Below are 17,142 nucleotides of genomic sequence, written 5' to 3' on the forward strand. Positions count from 1 at the left end.
ATAGGCTGACAGTGCCTGTGGGAACAACGCTACCCATCGTAAAAATCGAAATCGCGAATCTTATGGAACCGGTGGCGGGCCCAGCCGCTTCGGATTACCCGCCCAGCGCAACATTTATCCACTCGATGCAACAAGTTGCAACTTGGTGTGATTCACCGCGCTCCGGCAGAAACTGCCTCGATCGGGCGGGGGCATCACTTGGGGCTCAAGGGCCGGTCATTCCCGCCTTTCGCCTTGAGGATATTTCCGATGACAAGCATCAGTCTCAGCTCCGTTCGTCGGCGCCGCTATGCGCGCGCCGCCCTGCTCTCCGCCACCGCAGGCGTCGTTTTTTTCAGTGCGTCGCCAGCGCTCGCCACATGCGTCGTCCAGCCGGGCGGTGATGTCGTCTGTTCGGGCGCCAATGGCAACGCACAGTCGATCGACGTGGCACAGAGCGCATCCGTCACGACCCTGCCCGGTTTCTCGGTCGATAGCGGGACAAGCGCACTGGTCATTCGCGGCGTCGGCGCGATAAGCTATGACGATGCGAATAACAGCTCGCTGATCGGGCGTGCCGGTGATGGATTGCTGGTCGTGCAGGAGGGCGCCTCCGGGGCCGCCTCCATTCGGACGGCGGGCGACATCACCGGAACCGATCGCGGCATATTGGTCAACAACCTCGGCCTTGGCGGCATCCGCGTGGAAGCGACCGGCACCGTGTCGGGCGGCGTGCGCGGCATCACCGCCGTGGCTTTCGCCGGAGGCGCGGATGACGATATCGTCATCGTGTCGAACAACGCCTCGGGCGAAACCGCGCTTGGGTCGGAAATGCGCGGCGGCAACGGATCGATCCGCGTCACGTCCACCGGGACGGCATCGTCGACGATCGCCGATGGTTCCGCGATCGCGACCTTCATCAGCGTCCCCGGCACGGGCCGCGACATCGTGATCGACGCGAATGATATCGCGGGGGTTGGTGCCGGTATCACCAGCACGAATCGCGGCACCGGATCGACGAGCATCACCGTGAACGGAAAGGTGGACGTCGCGGGCCGCCAGGGCATCACCGCGACCAATGAAGGGCGCGCGACGGACATGACGGTCGTCGCGAACGGCAGCGTTACCAGCGGCACCACCGCGATCACGCTGTTGAATAACGGCACCGGCGATACCGCGATAACCGCGCGCGGGCAGATCACCAGCAACAATGTCGATCCGACCACCAGCGCGCAGGCGGGCAACGGTATCAACGCCGTCAATGGCTCGGCCGCGCGCAACATCGCCGTGTCGGCCGCCGGCGTCGATGGCCGCGCCGGAGTGCTGATCCGCAACGGCGGCACCGGCACCACGTCGCTGACCGCTACGGGGCTGGTACGCGGGCGGGAAGGCCGCGGGGTCGAGATTCTTTCGAGCTCAAACGCAGGCGCGATAACCGCCAATCTGGCTGACGTTACCGGAGCGACCGATGGTGTCATCATTACCGCCCAAGGCAATGGTCCGGTCGATCTGTCGATCGCCGGTCCCGTCGTCGCGAGTGATATCGGCGTGCGCGTCGAACTGGCGAGCAACGGCATCGGGGACATCAATGTCGCGGTAAACGCGGTGAGCGGCGGAAGCAACGGCGTCATCCTGACGGCTCTCGGCGCGGGCGATATCGCGCTTGTCGCGACGGGGGCGCTGTCGGCCACGGACGGGACCGGTCTCAACATCTTCGGACGCGGTGCGATCGACGCCGATGTGGTCGATGTGACCGGAGTCAACGGCGTCGTCATGAGCACGTCGGGCGACGAGGGGAGCATCGATTTCACCTCCACAGGCACGCTGACCGGGACCAGCGGCGACGGACTGTTTGTGTCCAGTTCGGGCGTGATCGGCATCGATGCGACGAACAGCAACGGCGTGCGCAATGGCCTGACGATGAGCTATGGCGGCGCGGGCGAGGCGGTGCTGATTTCGCGCGGCACGGCGATCGGCGGCGCCAACGGCGTGCTCGCGACGACGGGTTCCAGCGCCACCGGCGGCCTGTCGCTCGACATCAACAATGCCTCGGGCGGCGATTATGGCGTGTCGATCCTGACGCGCGGCTTCGGCGGAGGCGGTAATGGCGATGGCGGGGCCCTGGGCAGGGTCGGCGCGGCCAATAGCCGCCTTGCCGCACTCGACGCCGCTGGTGGTGGCGGGGCGACGCTGATCACGCGCGGGACGGTCGAAGGCGGGCTTGCCGCGATCGATGCGGTCACCGAAAGCGGACAAGCTTTCAACCTGACCAACGATGGCACGATCCGCAACCGCAGCAGCGCATCGGCCGACCTCGCCATCCAGGCGGTCGGCGGACCGGTCGACATTCTCAACAACGGCACGCTGCTCGGCACGATCCGCCTCGACGCGGGAATCGTGGCACCTGAGCCTGAGCCCGAGCCGGAACCGGAACCGGAGGAGCCGCAGCGCGAACTGCGTGTCGCGGCGCGCGACGCCTTCATCATCGCCGAAGTCCCCGATATCGAGGCGAGCCACCGTTTCACCAACGCGGGCACCTGGAACAGCATCGGCGGGGTCAATGTCTTTGGCGGCGTCGACGATGTGCTGGTCAATGTCGCGGGCGGCCGACTGATCGGTGGGACGGCAGCGGCGACGGCCGAGACGACGACCTATTCGGGCCTCGAAACGCTGACCAATCAGGGCATCATCACGATGGTCGATGGCGGCATCGGCGATATCGTTCAAACGAGTGGGGACGCCAGTTTCGTGGCGGGATCGTTGCTTGCGGTTGATGCCGGCGGCAACGGGTCGGACCGCTTCGTCGCCGACGGCATCACGACGATCGAGGCGGGGGCACAGTTGCAGGTCAGCAACCCGCAGCCGGCGGTGCCCGGCACCCGTTACACCGTGCTTGAATCAGCGGGGGGTGTCACCGGCAGCTTCACCTTTACCGATCAGCTGCTTTCAAACTTTCTCGGTTATCGCCAGGGTCGCACCGATACGACGATCTTTATCGAACTGGCGAAACTGCGGGCTTTCGCGTCGGCCGGTATTACTCCGAACCAGATCGCGGTCGGCACGGCGCTCGACGGACAGGCGGCGACCGATCCGCTGGCCGCAGCGACGTTGTTGCTGGCCAGCGATACGGCGGCACAGGCGGCGTTCGACGGTCTGTCGGGTGAAATCCATCCGAGCGTCCGCACAGCGATGGTCGAGGAGAGCCGCCTGCCCCGCAACGCCGTCCTAGAACGGCTCGATGATCGCAGCGGCGGCGCCATGTGGGGGCAGATGTTCGGCAATTGGGGCGACAGCGACGGCACCCACGGCACCGCCGACCTGGACCGCAAGACGATCGGCGGCGTGTTGGGCGCCGACTATGCGGTCAGCGACAGCGCGACGGTCGGCGTCGCAGGCTCCTATCTGGAAACCGACGTTGATGCACGCGAACGGAGCAGCAGCGCCAAGCTCAAAAGCTGGCATGTGATTGGCTATGCCGGGGTCCATTTCGGCGGCGCGGCGTTCAAGATCGGCGGCGGATATGCATCGGCCAGCATCGATACCGACCGCGCCGTGGCATTCCCCGGCATCGGCCAGCGACTCGTCGCCGGTTATGACGGCTCGCTCATCCACGGCTTTGCTGAACTTGGCTATCGCCTGGCGCTCGGCACCGGCCATATCGAACCCTTTGCCCAGATCGTCGCAGTTCGCGCCGATACCGACGCGTTCGCCGAAACTGGCGGCAGCGCAGCGGTTGCGGGCGCCAAGACGGACGAGAACGCGACCCTCTCGACCCTTGGCGCCCGCTTCTCGACCGGGCCGACGGCGGCCTTTTCGATCGGCGGCATGGCCGGGTGGCAGCATGGTTTCGGCGACTTGACGCCTGCGACCGCCATGCGCTTTGCAACCGGCCCTGGCTTCACCGTCATCGGCACCGCGCGGTCGCGCAATGCGGGCGTCGTAACGATAGATGCGCGGCTCCGGCTGAGCGAGGTCGCACGGATCACCGTCAGCTATGACGGTGTGATCGGGTCGGCAGGGCAAGATCACAGCGTCAAGGCGGGGCTGCGGATCGCCTTCTGACTCCGGCCCGGCCCCCGTCTGGCGGCGGGGGCCGGGTTTGAGTTTGCGCGGAAGTCCGGCACGCTTCATAGTCAAATGGCCGTGTTTCCAGTCGAATCCATCTATGATGCCGCAACCGATGAGCGGTTGTTCCCCGACCTGCTCCGGCAGATCGGCGTTTATTTCGGCGCGCAGGCGGGGTTTCTCGCCTGGATGAGGGGGATCAATGGTTCGGGCTTTCAGGCCGAATATGGCAATGACCCGGCCTTTCTCAAAAGCTATGTTGAAACCTATGCGCCGCTCGACATATTGCGCCCGGCGTTGATGGAGACGCCCGAGGGCGAACCACGCCCCGCCTATCCACTGCTGCAATCAGCCGAGGTACGCGAAAGCCGTTTCTACCGCGAATATATCGCGCCGCAGCACATCGTCGACAATCTCGCCGTCAATCTGATCAAGCGCGACGATATATTCGCAACGATTGCGATCCTCCGGACCGGCGATGTCGCGCCATTTGCCGAGGCCGATATTGCGGCGATGCGGGTGCTGGTGCCGCACCTCCGCCGCGCGGTCATCCTGTCGAGCCACCGCATCCGTCAGGCCGACATGATGGCGGCCTATCGCGAGGTGGCGCAGGGCGCGCGCGACGGGCTCGTATTGCTCGACGATGAGGGACAAATCCTGGACCTGGGGCCAGAAATTGAACGGATGACGGGTTTTGCGTCGCTTGAGACGGCGCGCCGGTCGGCATTTTCCCGCGCGCTGGCCCGCGCCGCCGAAGTCGGCACGCCGATCCTACGCGAATTCCGCTTTGGACACCGCAAACTGCGGCTGCTGCTTGCTCCGCAGCCGCTTTCGCGCAACCGCTACGGCGATGTCAGCGAAGGGCGCGGGGCCGCGCATGCGGTCAGCGTGACCGAGGTCGACCGGCGCTGGGGCTTTGCCTATGGCGCGATGACCGAAGCGCATGGACTGACCGCGGGTGAGGCAAAGATCCTCGAAGATGTGCTGACACATGGCGAGATGATCGGAACTTCGCAGCGGCTGGGCATCGCGCGCGCCACCGCGCGCAGCCATCTCCACAAAATCTATGCCAAGACAGGAACGTCGGGTTTCCCCGACCTCTGCCTGTTCGCCCACCGGTTCATCGTCGCCGCGCGCTGACGCCTAAACAGATGATGGATGCCGGCCCCGACCGTGCATGATAGCCCTGCCCGATCCTTGGCGTCCGCCAGCGCAGGAAGGGATGGGTGGTATCATGATTTCGTTTGGCGCGCTTCCATATGGCGCGATCTGTCGATGACGGCGGGCAGCAAGGCTTTGCCCGACCGGATCGACGGCTGGAAGTCGATCGGCGCCCATTTCGGGCGTGACCGGACGACCGCGATCCGATGGGCGCGCGAGCGCGACCTGCCGGTGCACCGCATCCCCGGCGGCAAAAATGCCACCGTCTACGCACTGCGTCACGAACTCGATCGCTGGGCCGGAAGCGACGACCGCAACGTCGAGCGCGACGGCGATATGCCCGAGATACCACAGGACATTGGCCCGCCACGCCGCCGGTGGGCCGCGGCGAGCGTCGCTCTGTTCGCCTTGGCTCTCGGCGGTGCGGCATGGACGGCGCGCCCCTGGATGAGCCCCATTTCTTCGGCCGAGGCGGCGGCACTGGTGCTACCGCGCGACCCGGTTACCGCCGATCGCTTTCAAAAGGCCCGCGACCTGCTTGCCGATCGCGAGGCCGCGTCGATCGAGGGAGCGATCGACCTGCTTCAAGAGGTCACACGGCGCGACCCCGGATATGGCCCCGGTTATGCGGCGCTTGCCGAAGCCCTGATCCTGTCCCGCGAATTCGGGACGCGGAGCGACCTTCGGGCCTTTCCCGCGGCGCGCGCCGCCGCCCGCGACGCGATGCGCCTGGCGCCGTCGCTCGCCTCCGCATATCGCGTCAACGGCTTCGTCGCCTATTGGTGGGATCAGGACTTCCCGGCGGCGCGCAAATATTTCGACCGGGCGATCGCACTGACGCCCGCCGACGCGACCGGCCATTTCTGGTATGGAAATATCCTCGCCGACCATGGCGACAGCACCGACGCGCTGCACCACCTGCGCCAGGCGCGCATGATGCAGCCGGGATCGGTGCCGATTCAGACTGACCTGGCATGGGCCTTATGGTCGGCCGGACACGCCGATGAAGCGATCACCGCGTTCAACGATTTGGCGCGGCGCCACCCTGATTTCCCGGTCATCCACGACTGCCTGGCGATCATCCGCCTGGCCGATGGCGATTTTGCCGGATATGTTCAGGGACAAGTCCGCGTGGCCGCGCTTCGGCAAAGCGAAACACTGCGCAAACGCGCCGACAGGCTATCGCAGGCCTTGATCGACGGGCCGGCCCCGGCAGAAAAAATACTGCTGCAATTTGCGCTCGACGATCGGGTCAGCGGCGAAAATCGCACCGGTGCCTGGGCGGCATTTGTCGCATCGTCCACGCGCAACAAGAGTAGCCTGCTGGCGATTCTTGGCGAAGCCCAAGCGCGCAATGAACGGTGGGGAGACGCCGGCTTGATCCGAAAGATACGCGGCCAGTGGGTCGATGACACGCATATCCAAGCCGCCCTGAACCGGCTGACCAACAGTTAATGATGACCATCGGATTGACGGTTTCCATCTCATAAGGTCGACTTCAAGATTCTGTCACTGATTAACGCGGTCCGTTATTGAGGCGTCACTCCAACTGGTCGCTCGACGGCGGAATTGGCCGAAAACGGACAGGCAGCTTTTGGAGGGCGAGCCACAAGGAACGGACGTTATTGATGACTGTAGCGCTCCATAGTGACGGAATCGCGCGGCTGGCTTGCGGTCCCAGCTTGGGGTTGCTAAAAACCTTCTGTCGAGAAAGGGGAGATCGGTGTGGTTAGCCCGGTCCTCGCAGAAGCGGGCCCTGACCTTCGCCGTGGCGTCGTGTCCCAAGATCTGAAACGCTGTCGCAATTGTGGGGCAGCGAATGAAAGGCCTTGGATATGCAACACCAAATTTCCGTCATCACGCTTGGAATCAGCGATCTGGCGCGGTCCCGCCGGTTTTACGTTGAGGGATTTGGCTGGACGCCCGTTTTCGAGAATGAAGAGATCATCTTCTATCAGATGAACGGCTTTGTGCTCGGCACGTTCGAGAAGTCGGCCCTCGAAAGGGACATGAATCGCTCCGAACTCGCCTCGCCCGGCGCCTTTTCACTCGCCCACAATGTATCGGATCAAGCGGAAGTCCACAGTGTGATCGACAAGCTGGTGCAAGCTGGCGGACGTGTCATCAAACCGGCAGACGCCCCGCCCCATGGCGGGTATCGAGGATATGTAACCGACCCGGACGACCACGCTTGGGAGATAGCGTGGAACCCGCATTGGCCAATTGATGCGGCTGGCCACGTCACTTTCGCAAATTGAGCTTGCTGACTGCTCGTCTGTCTCGCAGGCGAGCAGACGGTCAAAAATCGCTCGCCCCAGACATTACTTCGTCGAGCCAGCGGCGAGCACTAGCGGGTTCGGAAGTTGCAGCTTCGGGGCGACGATCGATAACAGCGGCCATCAGGATGTGTTCGCGGCGGCTTGCATTCATGCTGTTCGGCTTAATCCGCCAACTGTGGCGGCCGATCTTCGTGTGGCTCAACCCTCGCGAGAGAGCATCCCAATCAGTAAGGTTTGCAACCGGAGATATCCGCCCTAAAAATGTACCCCAACAGGAAATTCATGGAGAGCGTGTGAGCGACGAAATCGAATGGTGGGACTATGACAACGCTGCCGAGATGGCGGATGCGGTCGCGGGGGATATCGGCTTTATCATCGAAAGCGCGATCGAAGCGCGGGGCACTGCGGTGATCGCTCTAGCCGGCGGAACGACACCGATCGCAATTTACGAAAGGCTTTCATCGACACGGCTCGAATGGAAGCGGGTTACGATCGTGCCTAGCGATGAACGCATCGTGCCGCTGGGCGATCCGCTGAGCAACGTTACCGCGCTTGCCAGATATTTTCTCCCGAAAGGCGCTCGTGTCATCCCGATCGTTCCGCATGCCACCGCGGACTATAAGGCGGCCGGACGGTCTGCGGACGCGCTGATGCAGGATCTTCACTGGCCGCTCGATCTTTGCCTTTTGGGCGTCGGCGCTGACGGGCACGCCGCCTCTATCTTTCCTGGGCCCGATTTCGAGGAGTCCGTGAACGGTCCAAAGGAGCGCCGGGCCCTTGGCGTGATGCCGGATCCCATGCCGAAAGATGCTCCGGTCCCGCGCGTCACGCTCAGTCTCGCGGCGATTACGGCAGCACGCGCGTTGATGGTAGCTGTACGAGGCGATGAGAAGCGCTCCGTGATCGAGACGGCTATCAAGCAGGGCAAGTCCTCGCCCTATCCGATCGGGCTCGCGCTGGCGGCAACCGAGCTCCCCGTCGATATCCATTGGGCACCATGAGGTTCGCCAAGTGAGCATCGCCGCATCCACAAAATCTACGGGCTCGCTCGAGGGATCATGCCATTGCGGTGAGGCTCGCTGGACGCTCGAGGGCGACCCCGGCTCGATCACCATCTGCAACTGCACATTATGCCGGCGATATGGCGCCTTGTGGGCCTATGACTACCTGCCCGGCCGCATCATGATCGAGGGTGAGTTCAAGTCCTATACGCGGGCAGGAACAAAAGATCCCGCACTCGAGATCCTGTTCTGTCCGTCATGTGCTGGCGTACTGGCATGGCGGGGAATGCGCCAGGAAGACGATGGCCGCAGGCGGGTCGCCGTGAATGTTCGTCTCGCGTGTCCGGAGCAGGTTGCTGAGCTCGAGATCGATCGTTTCGATGGGCTGGACACGTTCGACGATCTCCCATCCGATGGACGATGTGTCCGTGATTTCTGGTTCTGAGACACTCCCCCGCGCGGTTCGGGGAGATCGTCATCTGCTGCCAAAAACAGCAATCTTTTGGCGCTGCCGTACAATTATCAATTGAGCCGTGCAGCTATCCGCGCTGTGCGACCCAAGAGAGCTCTTCCTTTGAGGAAAACAGAGATCTTCATCTGACGCCCGCTCGGATAATTCGGGCGGGCGTCTTTTTTTTTCTGCCGGTTAAATAGTCCCTTCAGCCATTCAACCACGGCCGGTCACCGCCAACCTGGATCAGGACATCCAGCGAATTTCAGAGAAATTTGGCCGAAAGGAAACGGTCCGATCTGCGTCTACAATCTTGAAAGACACGGGAAGAAGGAGCCCTCGCGCTCATTGGCAGGCTCGTTCGCTATGTCACAGGTCAGTAACATGCCTGGATCATGCGAGACCCGCCGAAAGTAGCAGGTCAAGGCTGGTGTTCACATCCACCGCAACTGCGGTTGATCAATACACAGGCGTCAGCCTTCAACGCTTAAACCATCGAAAGTTCAGGGCCCTTCCCATGATTTCACGCCTCGCTTTAGCTGCTCTCCTCGTCGCTCAGGCTCCTGCCAGCCATGCGGAGGATTCTCCGATCGAAACCCCGCGGGCTGCAAACGGCGATCTTCGCGATGCAGGCGGCGCCCGCCGCCTGACAGGCGACATGAGCGAGACCTATCGAAAACTGATGGAACAGAGCGAAGTCCGCAATGTCATCCTGCTGATCGGCGACGGCATGGGCGACTCCGAAATCACTATCGCACGTAACTATGCGGAAGGCGCGGGCGGTTATTTCAAGGGTATCGATGCGTTGCCCTTCACGGGGCAATACACCCATTATGCCCTCGACAGGACAACGGGGAAGCCCGACTATGTGACCGATTCAGCGGCTTCCGCCACAGCTTGGGCATCGGGGGTCAAAAGCTATAATGGCGCGATCGGCGTCGATATTGCGGGCAAGCCCCACCGCACGCTGATCGAACTCGCCAAGACCGCAGGCCTCGCCACCGGCAATGTATCGACGGCCGCGATTCAGGATGCGACGCCCGCGGCGCAAATGGCTCACGTCAGCCTGCGGGGCTGCTTCGGCCCAGTCGCAACGTCCCGGACCTGCCCTGAAAATGCGCTTGAGAATGGCGGCGCCGGTTCGATTACGGAGCAGTTGCTCGGCACGCGCGCCGACGTGACGCTGGGCGGCGGGTCCGCAAGCTTTTCGGAGACAGCCTTGGCGGGTGAATGGAAGGGCCGCACTTTGTTGGAACAGGCAAAGGCGCGCGGTTATCATGTCATCCGGACCACCGCAGATCTTGATACCATCGCGCGCGCGAACGACCGTCAGCCGCTGTTGGGCCTGTTCGCAGACGGCAATATGCCCGTCCGCTGGATCGGCCCGCGCGCCAGTCATCACGGGAATATCGAGCAGCCTCCGGTGACCTGCGAGGCAAATCCCGAACGCACAGCAACAATTCCGACGCTCGCGGCGATGACACGCAAGGCTATCGCGCTGCTGAAAGACAACACCAAGGGCTTTTTCCTTCAGGTCGAAGGCGCATCGATCGACAAGCAGAATCATGCGGCCAACCCATGCGGACAAATCGGCGAAACGGTCGATCTGGACGAAGCCGTACAGGCTGCACTCGAATTTGCGAAAGCCGACGGACACACGCTCGTCATCGTCACCGCCGATCACGCCCACACAAGTCAGATCGTCAGCAACGACACCAAGGCGCCCGGCCTGACCGCATCGCTTCGCACGAAGGACGACGCGATCATGACCGTCAGCTACGGCACCGCTGAAGAGGGGTCCCAAGGCCACACCGGCACACAACTACGCATCGCGGCTTATGGGCCGCGTGCCATCAATGTCGCCGGTCTGCTGGACCAGACCGACCTCCACTATATCATCCGCGATGCACTGAAGCTGGATTAGGGCGCGCCCAAATCGTCGGGCTTCGGGTCGGGGTTGGAAATGCCCGGTCGATCGAAATCTCTGCTTTCAGAGCTTCGAAGAGTCTCCGCTATGGCCTTGATCCCAAAAGAATTGCGAGCGAAGCCTGTCGCTTCGCTCGCAATAATCACGCGACTGTCATTTTTCCGGTCATGATAGCGGGTGCGGGCATCATTTCGATCTCAGCGTCATCCGCAGCGGTGTGTGGGGCGCGATCTGGGCATTGAGCACATCGAAATCCATGGAAGCTGATTGGCCCTCGGCACCGCTCTTGAACGTCAGGACAATCTCCCCTCGTGCCGGCACGGTGACCATGGGCCCGGCGTCCATAATCATATCCGCCCCGACACGTCGCAGCGTGAAAGGAGATGACGCCGCGTTACGGATAGCGAGCTTGCCAAAGCCGAATGGGTCGCCGGGATGCGCAACACTTCGGACCTCAATCGTTAACGCCCCTTCGACGATCGACCGTACATCGCGCTCGCGGCCAATCAGCGTGTGATTGTAAAGCGCCACGGTCCGACGGGCTTGAAAGCCCTTCTTGATTGCCGCTTCGCTCTTATCATCCGCCAGAACCAGCGTTGAAGTGCGCTGCTCGATGCCCGAATATTCGAAGAAGCTTTGCATGGTGCTGTGAAGATCCGAGCCGCCGACGATGGCAAGATCATGATCGAGCGCGAACTGGAAGGCGCTTGGTGAATATTGCGCCGCGTTCGCCACTTCCAACCCGTCGATCAGTTTCTCTTGCATCAGTTCGCGATGAAAGGGCTGCGGTTTCGTCTGTCCTTGATCCCACCAGCTATGGTTCCAGATCATGATCGCCCCCTGCTCCTTCGCCGCGCGTATCGCCTTGCGCCAATCGACCCGCGGCGGCTGATTCTTGGGCGTGGGGAGCAGTAGCTTGTTGGCATCGTTCAGGAAGATGGCGTTAAAATGACCGCTGAAGGTTCCAAGCGATGCATCCGGCTGAGCGATTTCGACACCGTTCACCACCAGTAGTCCCGAAGACCCGCCGGTTGCCGCATCGCGCGCCACGACGAAAGCGCGGTTCCGGTCAAGGTTGGGCAGATCCTTGAACTTGGGCTGATAGTCGATGTGTTCGGTGATCGCGAGCATATCGAGGCCGCTGCTCACGGCTTCGGATACCCGCACATTCGGCCACACGGCGCCGTCGCTGAACAGCGAATGTGTGTGCGTGTCGACAGCCAGCACTTGCTGTCCATCCGGCGTTACGGGAAAGTCGATTTCCTTTGGCTCTTGTGCGTGACTTACGCTGGCGAGCCCGAGAAATGCGCAGCCAGCGAAAAGCATGCCTGCGAGCTTTTTCTTGAAATGCATGTCGAAGATTTCCTTCAATAGTGCCGGGCGATCACAGGCTGACCTTGATCGTGGTGTAAAAATAGCGGCCCGTGACGTCATAATATCCGCCGACGTTCCAGCCGCCGCTGGCGCTGGGGATCTGCGGTGCGCCGGTGTTCAGGAGATTGTTCACACCGAACAGGATTCGGTACCGATCGGCGATGTCCACCCCGATCGACAGGTCGGTATAAAGGTATGGCGCGATCCTGTTGCCCTCGAGCTGCTCTTCAATATCGGTCAGATCGATCTTGCCGGCGCTGACGAAGCGGTTGGTGACCGCAACCGACATGTTGTCGATATTATAGTTCAGAAACAGCGTTCCCTTGAACCGCGGCGTGACCGAGTTACCCAGTGTGTTGACATCGCCCGCCGGCTGTCCCGGCGTCGTCTCGAACAGGCGCTTCGTCATGAGCGATCCCATGAACCCCGCATGCAAGCGGCCATCGCCAAGCTGCGCCCGGTAATTCACGCCGAAATCAAATCCTCTGGCATTGAGCTTCTGCGCATTGATGAGGAACGTATTCACCGACACGAGCTTGTGCGTGACGGGGTCGCGCGTTTGCGCGGCGCAAAAAGGATTGTCGATGCTCGGCAGATCGACGCACAGATTGTAGAGGGTCCCCGCGCTGAACGATGCGATCACACCGTCGATACCAATGTCCCAATAGTCGGCCGTCAAATCAAAACCCGGCAGGAATTTTGGTCGCAAGATCACGCCGAGGGTCAGGCTGTTGGACGTCTCTGGCGCGAGGTCCGGATTCCCTCCACTGGAGACGACAGGCCCATCCGCATAAGCGGGGATCGGGCTGGTGATGCCGAGCGCGGTGCAATTGGCGGCGCGGGTCGGCGAGGCATTATAGTTGCCGATGGAACTGCAGGGATCGATCGGCTGTCCGCTGGCGACAAACCGTTGCGGCGCATAGAGTTCGCCGAAATTGGGCGCGCGCACGCTGCGCGAACGAACCCCACGCAAGGCGATGCCTGCGACCGGTTCCCATGACCCGCCAACCTTCCAAGTGCTGGTGCTGACCCCTGTGCTATAGTCGGAATAGCGATAGGCGGCTTCGATTTCCAGGCGATGGGCAAAAGGCAGGTCGCTCAGGACAGGGACGACCGCTTCCGCATAGACTTCCGATACGCTTTGCGAAGCATCGATCGGCGCCTGGAAGGCATCGATGCCAAGGGGCGAATGCGTGAAATCGCCTTGCTGCGCCAGCCCATCGCCGCGCATCGCAATGGTTTCCCGGCGATGTTCGGCACCGGCCACAATGACGAGCGGGCCATAGGGCAGATCGAAAATGTCACCGGAGATGTTGGCGCCAAAGATGTTCTGGGTGTTGGTCCGCTTGGTGACAGGCTCGTGGCCGAACAACCAGTTATGCTGAGCTTCGTTCAAGGGCTGCTGGCTGAAGATACTGAAGGGAATGCAGCCTTGCGCGCGCGCGGCCGCATCCCGGCAGATCGGGTCCCCGGTCAGCGGATCGGCGATCGCGTCCCGCGCCGCAGCATAACGCGACACCTGCGGAATCCCGACGTAGGTGATGTCGTCCGTGGCGCGGCCATATTGCCAGAAGGCGTCCCACTTCAGCCTGCCGAGCGCGCCCGAAAGCCCCGAACTGATGGTGAAGGTATCACGGTCATGCTTCGCCTGGATGAGCGGAAAATTTCCATAGCTGCGTTCGATGGCCAGCTCGCTCAGTCCATTGTCGATCATGATCGTGCGCAGAAAGCCGGGCAGATAGGGGTTGTCGAGATAGGCCCTGTCGCCGCCCCGGCCGCCCGCCTGATTGGCTCGCATGTCCTGACGATAGAGGTTGATATAGGTGGCGTCGTAAAGCGAACGACCATAATCGATACGCCCATGCCATTCGATCGTGTCGCTGAGCTTGTATCCGACCTTGGCAATTGCCGAATAGGACTCGTAATCGCCCTGCAAGCGCTGGCGGTTATAGAAATTGGCACCATCGCCGCCATCGAACATGGATTCCGGTACGATGACGGTACCGGCCTTGAACGCAACCGGGCCGCTGTCGTTGAACGAGTAGCGCTTGCCGTTCAGAAGATAGCTGGGATCAAAACCCACAGCCTGGCTGCGTTGATCGCGATACATAATGAGATCGGGAATGCCGTCGTTCGGCCCCGTGTTCGCCGGGTTCGCCCAGATCTGCGAAAGATTTCTCGAAAACGAGCGATCCGTTGACAGAATTTCGCCGACCTTCGTGTAGGTTCCGCCGATAATGAAAGACCCGCGATCTTCAGCGAATTTTCCGCCGGTCGCTAGGGAGACGCGGGTCTGGGGACCGTCCCCATATTGGCTGATGCCCTGATTGAAGGCGAGATGCAGTCCGTTCAGTGAGTTCTTGGTAATCACATTGGTGACGCCGGTAACCGCGTCTGCACCATAGACGGCGGCAGCGCCGCCGGTAACGACTTCGACGCGATCGATGAGAACGCTCGGGATCATGCCGATATCGACCGCAGAACTGCCATTGGATGCCGACACGCGCCGCATACTATCCACCAGCGTCAGGCTGCGTTCCGTACCCAACCCGCGCAGGTCGACGAAGAAGGCCCCCGCATTCTGGTTGCTGACCGAATTGTTCATGCCAACGCCGGGAGCGACCGCTGGATTGAGCTGCAGGGCGTCGTAAGCCGTGAAACGACCAGCCCGTTCGGCCTGCTCCAGGCTGACGACGCCGACCGGCATCGCCGATTCCAGTTCGGGACGCGCGATGCGCGTTCCGGTCACGATGATCCCGTCATTTGCGGCAGCTGCTTCTTCAACCGCCCCCTCGACAAGGATCGCGGCCTTTCCATCGAAGGATCGGACTTTCAAACCTGTGTCAGCAAGAAGCTTGTCGAGCGCCTGGCGAACATCGAGATCGCCTTGAACGGAGTTGGTCGTCCGTCCCTCGCCGGCTGGGCCGGAGAGGGTAATGGAAATGCCGGCTTGCCGGGCAAATTCACGAACTCCACTCGAAGCGGATTGAGCAGGAACGTCAAACTTGCGAATTTGGGCGTGGACTTCCGTTGGCAGCATCAACGCCGTCGCGACCACGGCCGCGGAAGCGGCGGAACGCATAAAAGAAGAATGCATCAGATATTCCCTCTGTTTGATGACCTCAAACCTATGACGAGGGAAATTCCACATTGGGTCTCTGAAACTAAATTATTGTTTTATTTCATTTTTACTACAATCTCTCCATTCCCATATTCGACGTCCGCACCCGACACGGCAGCAACGGCCTGAGCGAACCGGTCTGGATCGTCGGCCCGATAGAGGCCGATAATCGTCATGTTGTTGATCGCTTCGTCGCCAATGACGATCTTGGTGGAATTGATGCGATTAAAGCGTGCGACGGCCGACTTGACAGTCACATTATCTAGCGAAATTTGTGCAAGTTCCGGCGGCGGCAGCCGGTTTGGCCTAGCAGTCGGCGATTTCGGCTCGAGCGGCGGAGCGGTGCCCGGATCGAGGGTGAGAGAACCGCCCGCATGCAGATGGACCGCCTGGTCGCGCTCGTCGCGGGGCCATATCAGCACACTACCCTCAGTGACCCTTATCATTCCGCCGGAGCGTCCTGCCCGACTTACGGAGTAGACGGTGCCGGTGGCCTGCGCATACACCTCTCCCGATCGCACCACGAACGGACGAGCCTTGTCCGGCGCAACCTTGAAGGTGGCCATTCCGCTTACCAGCGTAATCCGGCGGTAGTCGGATGACATGGCCACCTCGATCCTTGCGTCCTGTCCCAGCGTCGCGATCGAGCCATCTTGAAGTCGCACGACCTTCGCCGGGGCTAACGTCCCGACCGGCTCGGACGGGGACATCAAAGGCCATCCGGCTGCAACCATCAAAGCAACGCTTGCGGCAAGAGCCGCGCCGGTTGCCGCCGCTCGCCCCGTCCAGCGGACAAGGCCTCCACGCAATGGACCGACCGTCTCGTCCTGCATGACCATAGAGGCAGCGGCAGGCGCCACCGAAAGATCGGGCGTGCTGACGGCAATATCCGCGTCTCCGACGGCCCGCGAGCAGGCCTCGACAACGGCATCTTCGGTAGCGCGCATCCACGCGCACGCACGCACATAAGCGCCGCGATGCCGCGTATCGGCCGCAAGCCAGGCATCCAGTTCAGCACGGCTTTCCGGGATCATGTCCCCATAGGCCGTTTCCACGGCCCAATGGATAGCCTCGTCGTTGATACTGCTGGCGAGAGCATCCTTGCTAGTCACGTTGACTGATCATCCGTTCCAGTACCGCATCCTCTATCCGCGCGTCTTGTTCCATCATCGCCTCGATGACCCGATGGATGCCTCGCTCGACCTGCTTTTTCAGCGCATCTGCACTGATGCCCAAACGTTCGGCAGCTTCCTTTCGCGAAAGTCCCTCAATGCGCCGAAGTTCGATCGCTTTCCGGTGGGTATCCGACAGTTGAGCAAGCAATTTGTTCACTCGCTCCATTTCCTGAACGCCCTCCAGTCGCCGATCGGCCGCAGGTTCGCTATCCATGACGTTCGACAGATCCATTTGGGTCATGGATGTGAAAATAACTATTCCGGCACGGCGCATCCTGTCCGTCAGCACCGTATGCGCCGTGCGGAAAAAATAGGCTTTCGGGTTATCGATATGATTGACTGACGCCAGATTGGAGATGCGGCAATAGGCATCCTGAATCACATCCTCCACATCAACGAGATGCCCCCATCGCCGCAAGAGCCATCCTTGCACGGCCGCCTCATGGGGAATGATTTCCCTGGCGATCCAGGCCGCAATATTCTCCTGCTCATCGCCCGCCCGATGCAGCACGCTAGCCCCCTTTTGGATCTGCCTGCGGTTCGAGTGAACCCAGTGCGGCCGCTCCTAAGACGCCTGCCGTGACATAATGGTGACATGATTTCGAGGCT

11 protein-coding genes are annotated in these 17,142 nt (G+C 61.6%); 7 read left to right on the plus strand and 4 right to left on the minus strand.

Annotated features, from left to right (window positions below; translation table 11 throughout):
* Positions 1 to 249: 249 nt before the first annotated feature.
* From ACSYDV_RS19255 to phoA, 7 genes are all read left to right on the plus strand, one after another.
* Positions 250 to 4,041, plus strand: a complete 3,792-nt coding sequence (locus ACSYDV_RS19255; protein WP_438325547.1) for an autotransporter domain-containing protein — start codon at positions 250 to 252, stop codon at positions 4,039 to 4,041.
* A gap of 75 nt (positions 4,042 to 4,116) precedes the next feature.
* The gene (locus ACSYDV_RS19260; protein WP_438325549.1) at positions 4,117 to 5,184 is read left to right on the plus strand and encodes a helix-turn-helix transcriptional regulator; all 1,068 of its coding nucleotides are present in this window, start codon (positions 4,117 to 4,119) and stop codon (positions 5,182 to 5,184) included.
* 135 nt (positions 5,185 to 5,319) lie between these two features.
* Positions 5,320 to 6,660: a tetratricopeptide repeat protein gene (locus ACSYDV_RS19265; RefSeq protein WP_438325551.1), complete on the plus strand. Its 1,341-nt coding sequence runs from the start codon at positions 5,320 to 5,322 to the stop codon at positions 6,658 to 6,660.
* A gap of 380 nt (positions 6,661 to 7,040) precedes the next feature.
* Positions 7,041 to 7,463, plus strand: a complete 423-nt coding sequence (locus ACSYDV_RS19270) for a VOC family protein (RefSeq protein ID WP_438325552.1) — start codon at positions 7,041 to 7,043, stop codon at positions 7,461 to 7,463.
* 314 nt (positions 7,464 to 7,777) lie between these two features.
* Positions 7,778 to 8,485, plus strand: coding sequence for a 6-phosphogluconolactonase (gene pgl, locus ACSYDV_RS19275; RefSeq protein ID WP_438325994.1), 708 nt, complete (start codon positions 7,778 to 7,780; stop codon positions 8,483 to 8,485).
* 10 nt (positions 8,486 to 8,495) lie between these two features.
* Positions 8,496 to 8,930: a GFA family protein gene (locus ACSYDV_RS19280; protein ID WP_438325554.1), complete on the plus strand. Its 435-nt coding sequence runs from the start codon at positions 8,496 to 8,498 to the stop codon at positions 8,928 to 8,930.
* A gap of 523 nt (positions 8,931 to 9,453) precedes the next feature.
* Positions 9,454 to 10,860: an alkaline phosphatase gene (phoA, locus tag ACSYDV_RS19285; protein ID WP_438325556.1), complete on the plus strand. Its 1,407-nt coding sequence runs from the start codon at positions 9,454 to 9,456 to the stop codon at positions 10,858 to 10,860.
* Between the two features lie 189 nt (positions 10,861 to 11,049).
* On the opposite strand, the gene ACSYDV_RS19290 is transcribed toward phoA, so the two are convergent.
* The 4 genes from ACSYDV_RS19290 to ACSYDV_RS19305 form a co-directional block, all read right to left on the minus strand.
* Positions 11,050 to 12,216, minus strand: coding sequence for an Sb-PDE family phosphodiesterase (locus ACSYDV_RS19290; RefSeq protein ID WP_438325557.1), 1,167 nt, complete (start codon positions 12,214 to 12,216; stop codon positions 11,050 to 11,052).
* Between the two features lie 31 nt (positions 12,217 to 12,247).
* Positions 12,248 to 15,073, minus strand: a complete 2,826-nt coding sequence (locus ACSYDV_RS19295) for a TonB-dependent receptor domain-containing protein (RefSeq protein ID WP_438325558.1) — start codon at positions 15,071 to 15,073, stop codon at positions 12,248 to 12,250.
* Positions 15,074 to 15,414: 341 nt separating this feature from the next.
* Positions 15,415 to 16,470: a FecR family protein gene (locus tag ACSYDV_RS19300; RefSeq protein ID WP_438325559.1), complete on the minus strand. Its 1,056-nt coding sequence runs from the start codon at positions 16,468 to 16,470 to the stop codon at positions 15,415 to 15,417.
* Positions 16,463 to 17,044 (minus strand): RNA polymerase sigma factor, encoded by a 582-nt coding sequence (locus tag ACSYDV_RS19305; RefSeq protein WP_438325560.1) that lies wholly within the window; start codon positions 17,042 to 17,044, stop codon positions 16,463 to 16,465. Before ACSYDV_RS19305 ends, ACSYDV_RS19300 begins: the two co-directional genes overlap by 8 nt.
* Between the last annotated feature and the right edge of the window lie 98 nt (positions 17,045 to 17,142).

The sequence above is a fragment of the Sphingopyxis selenitireducens genome (assembly GCF_051550705.1).
Lineage (GTDB): Bacteria > Pseudomonadota > Alphaproteobacteria > Sphingomonadales > Sphingomonadaceae > Sphingopyxis.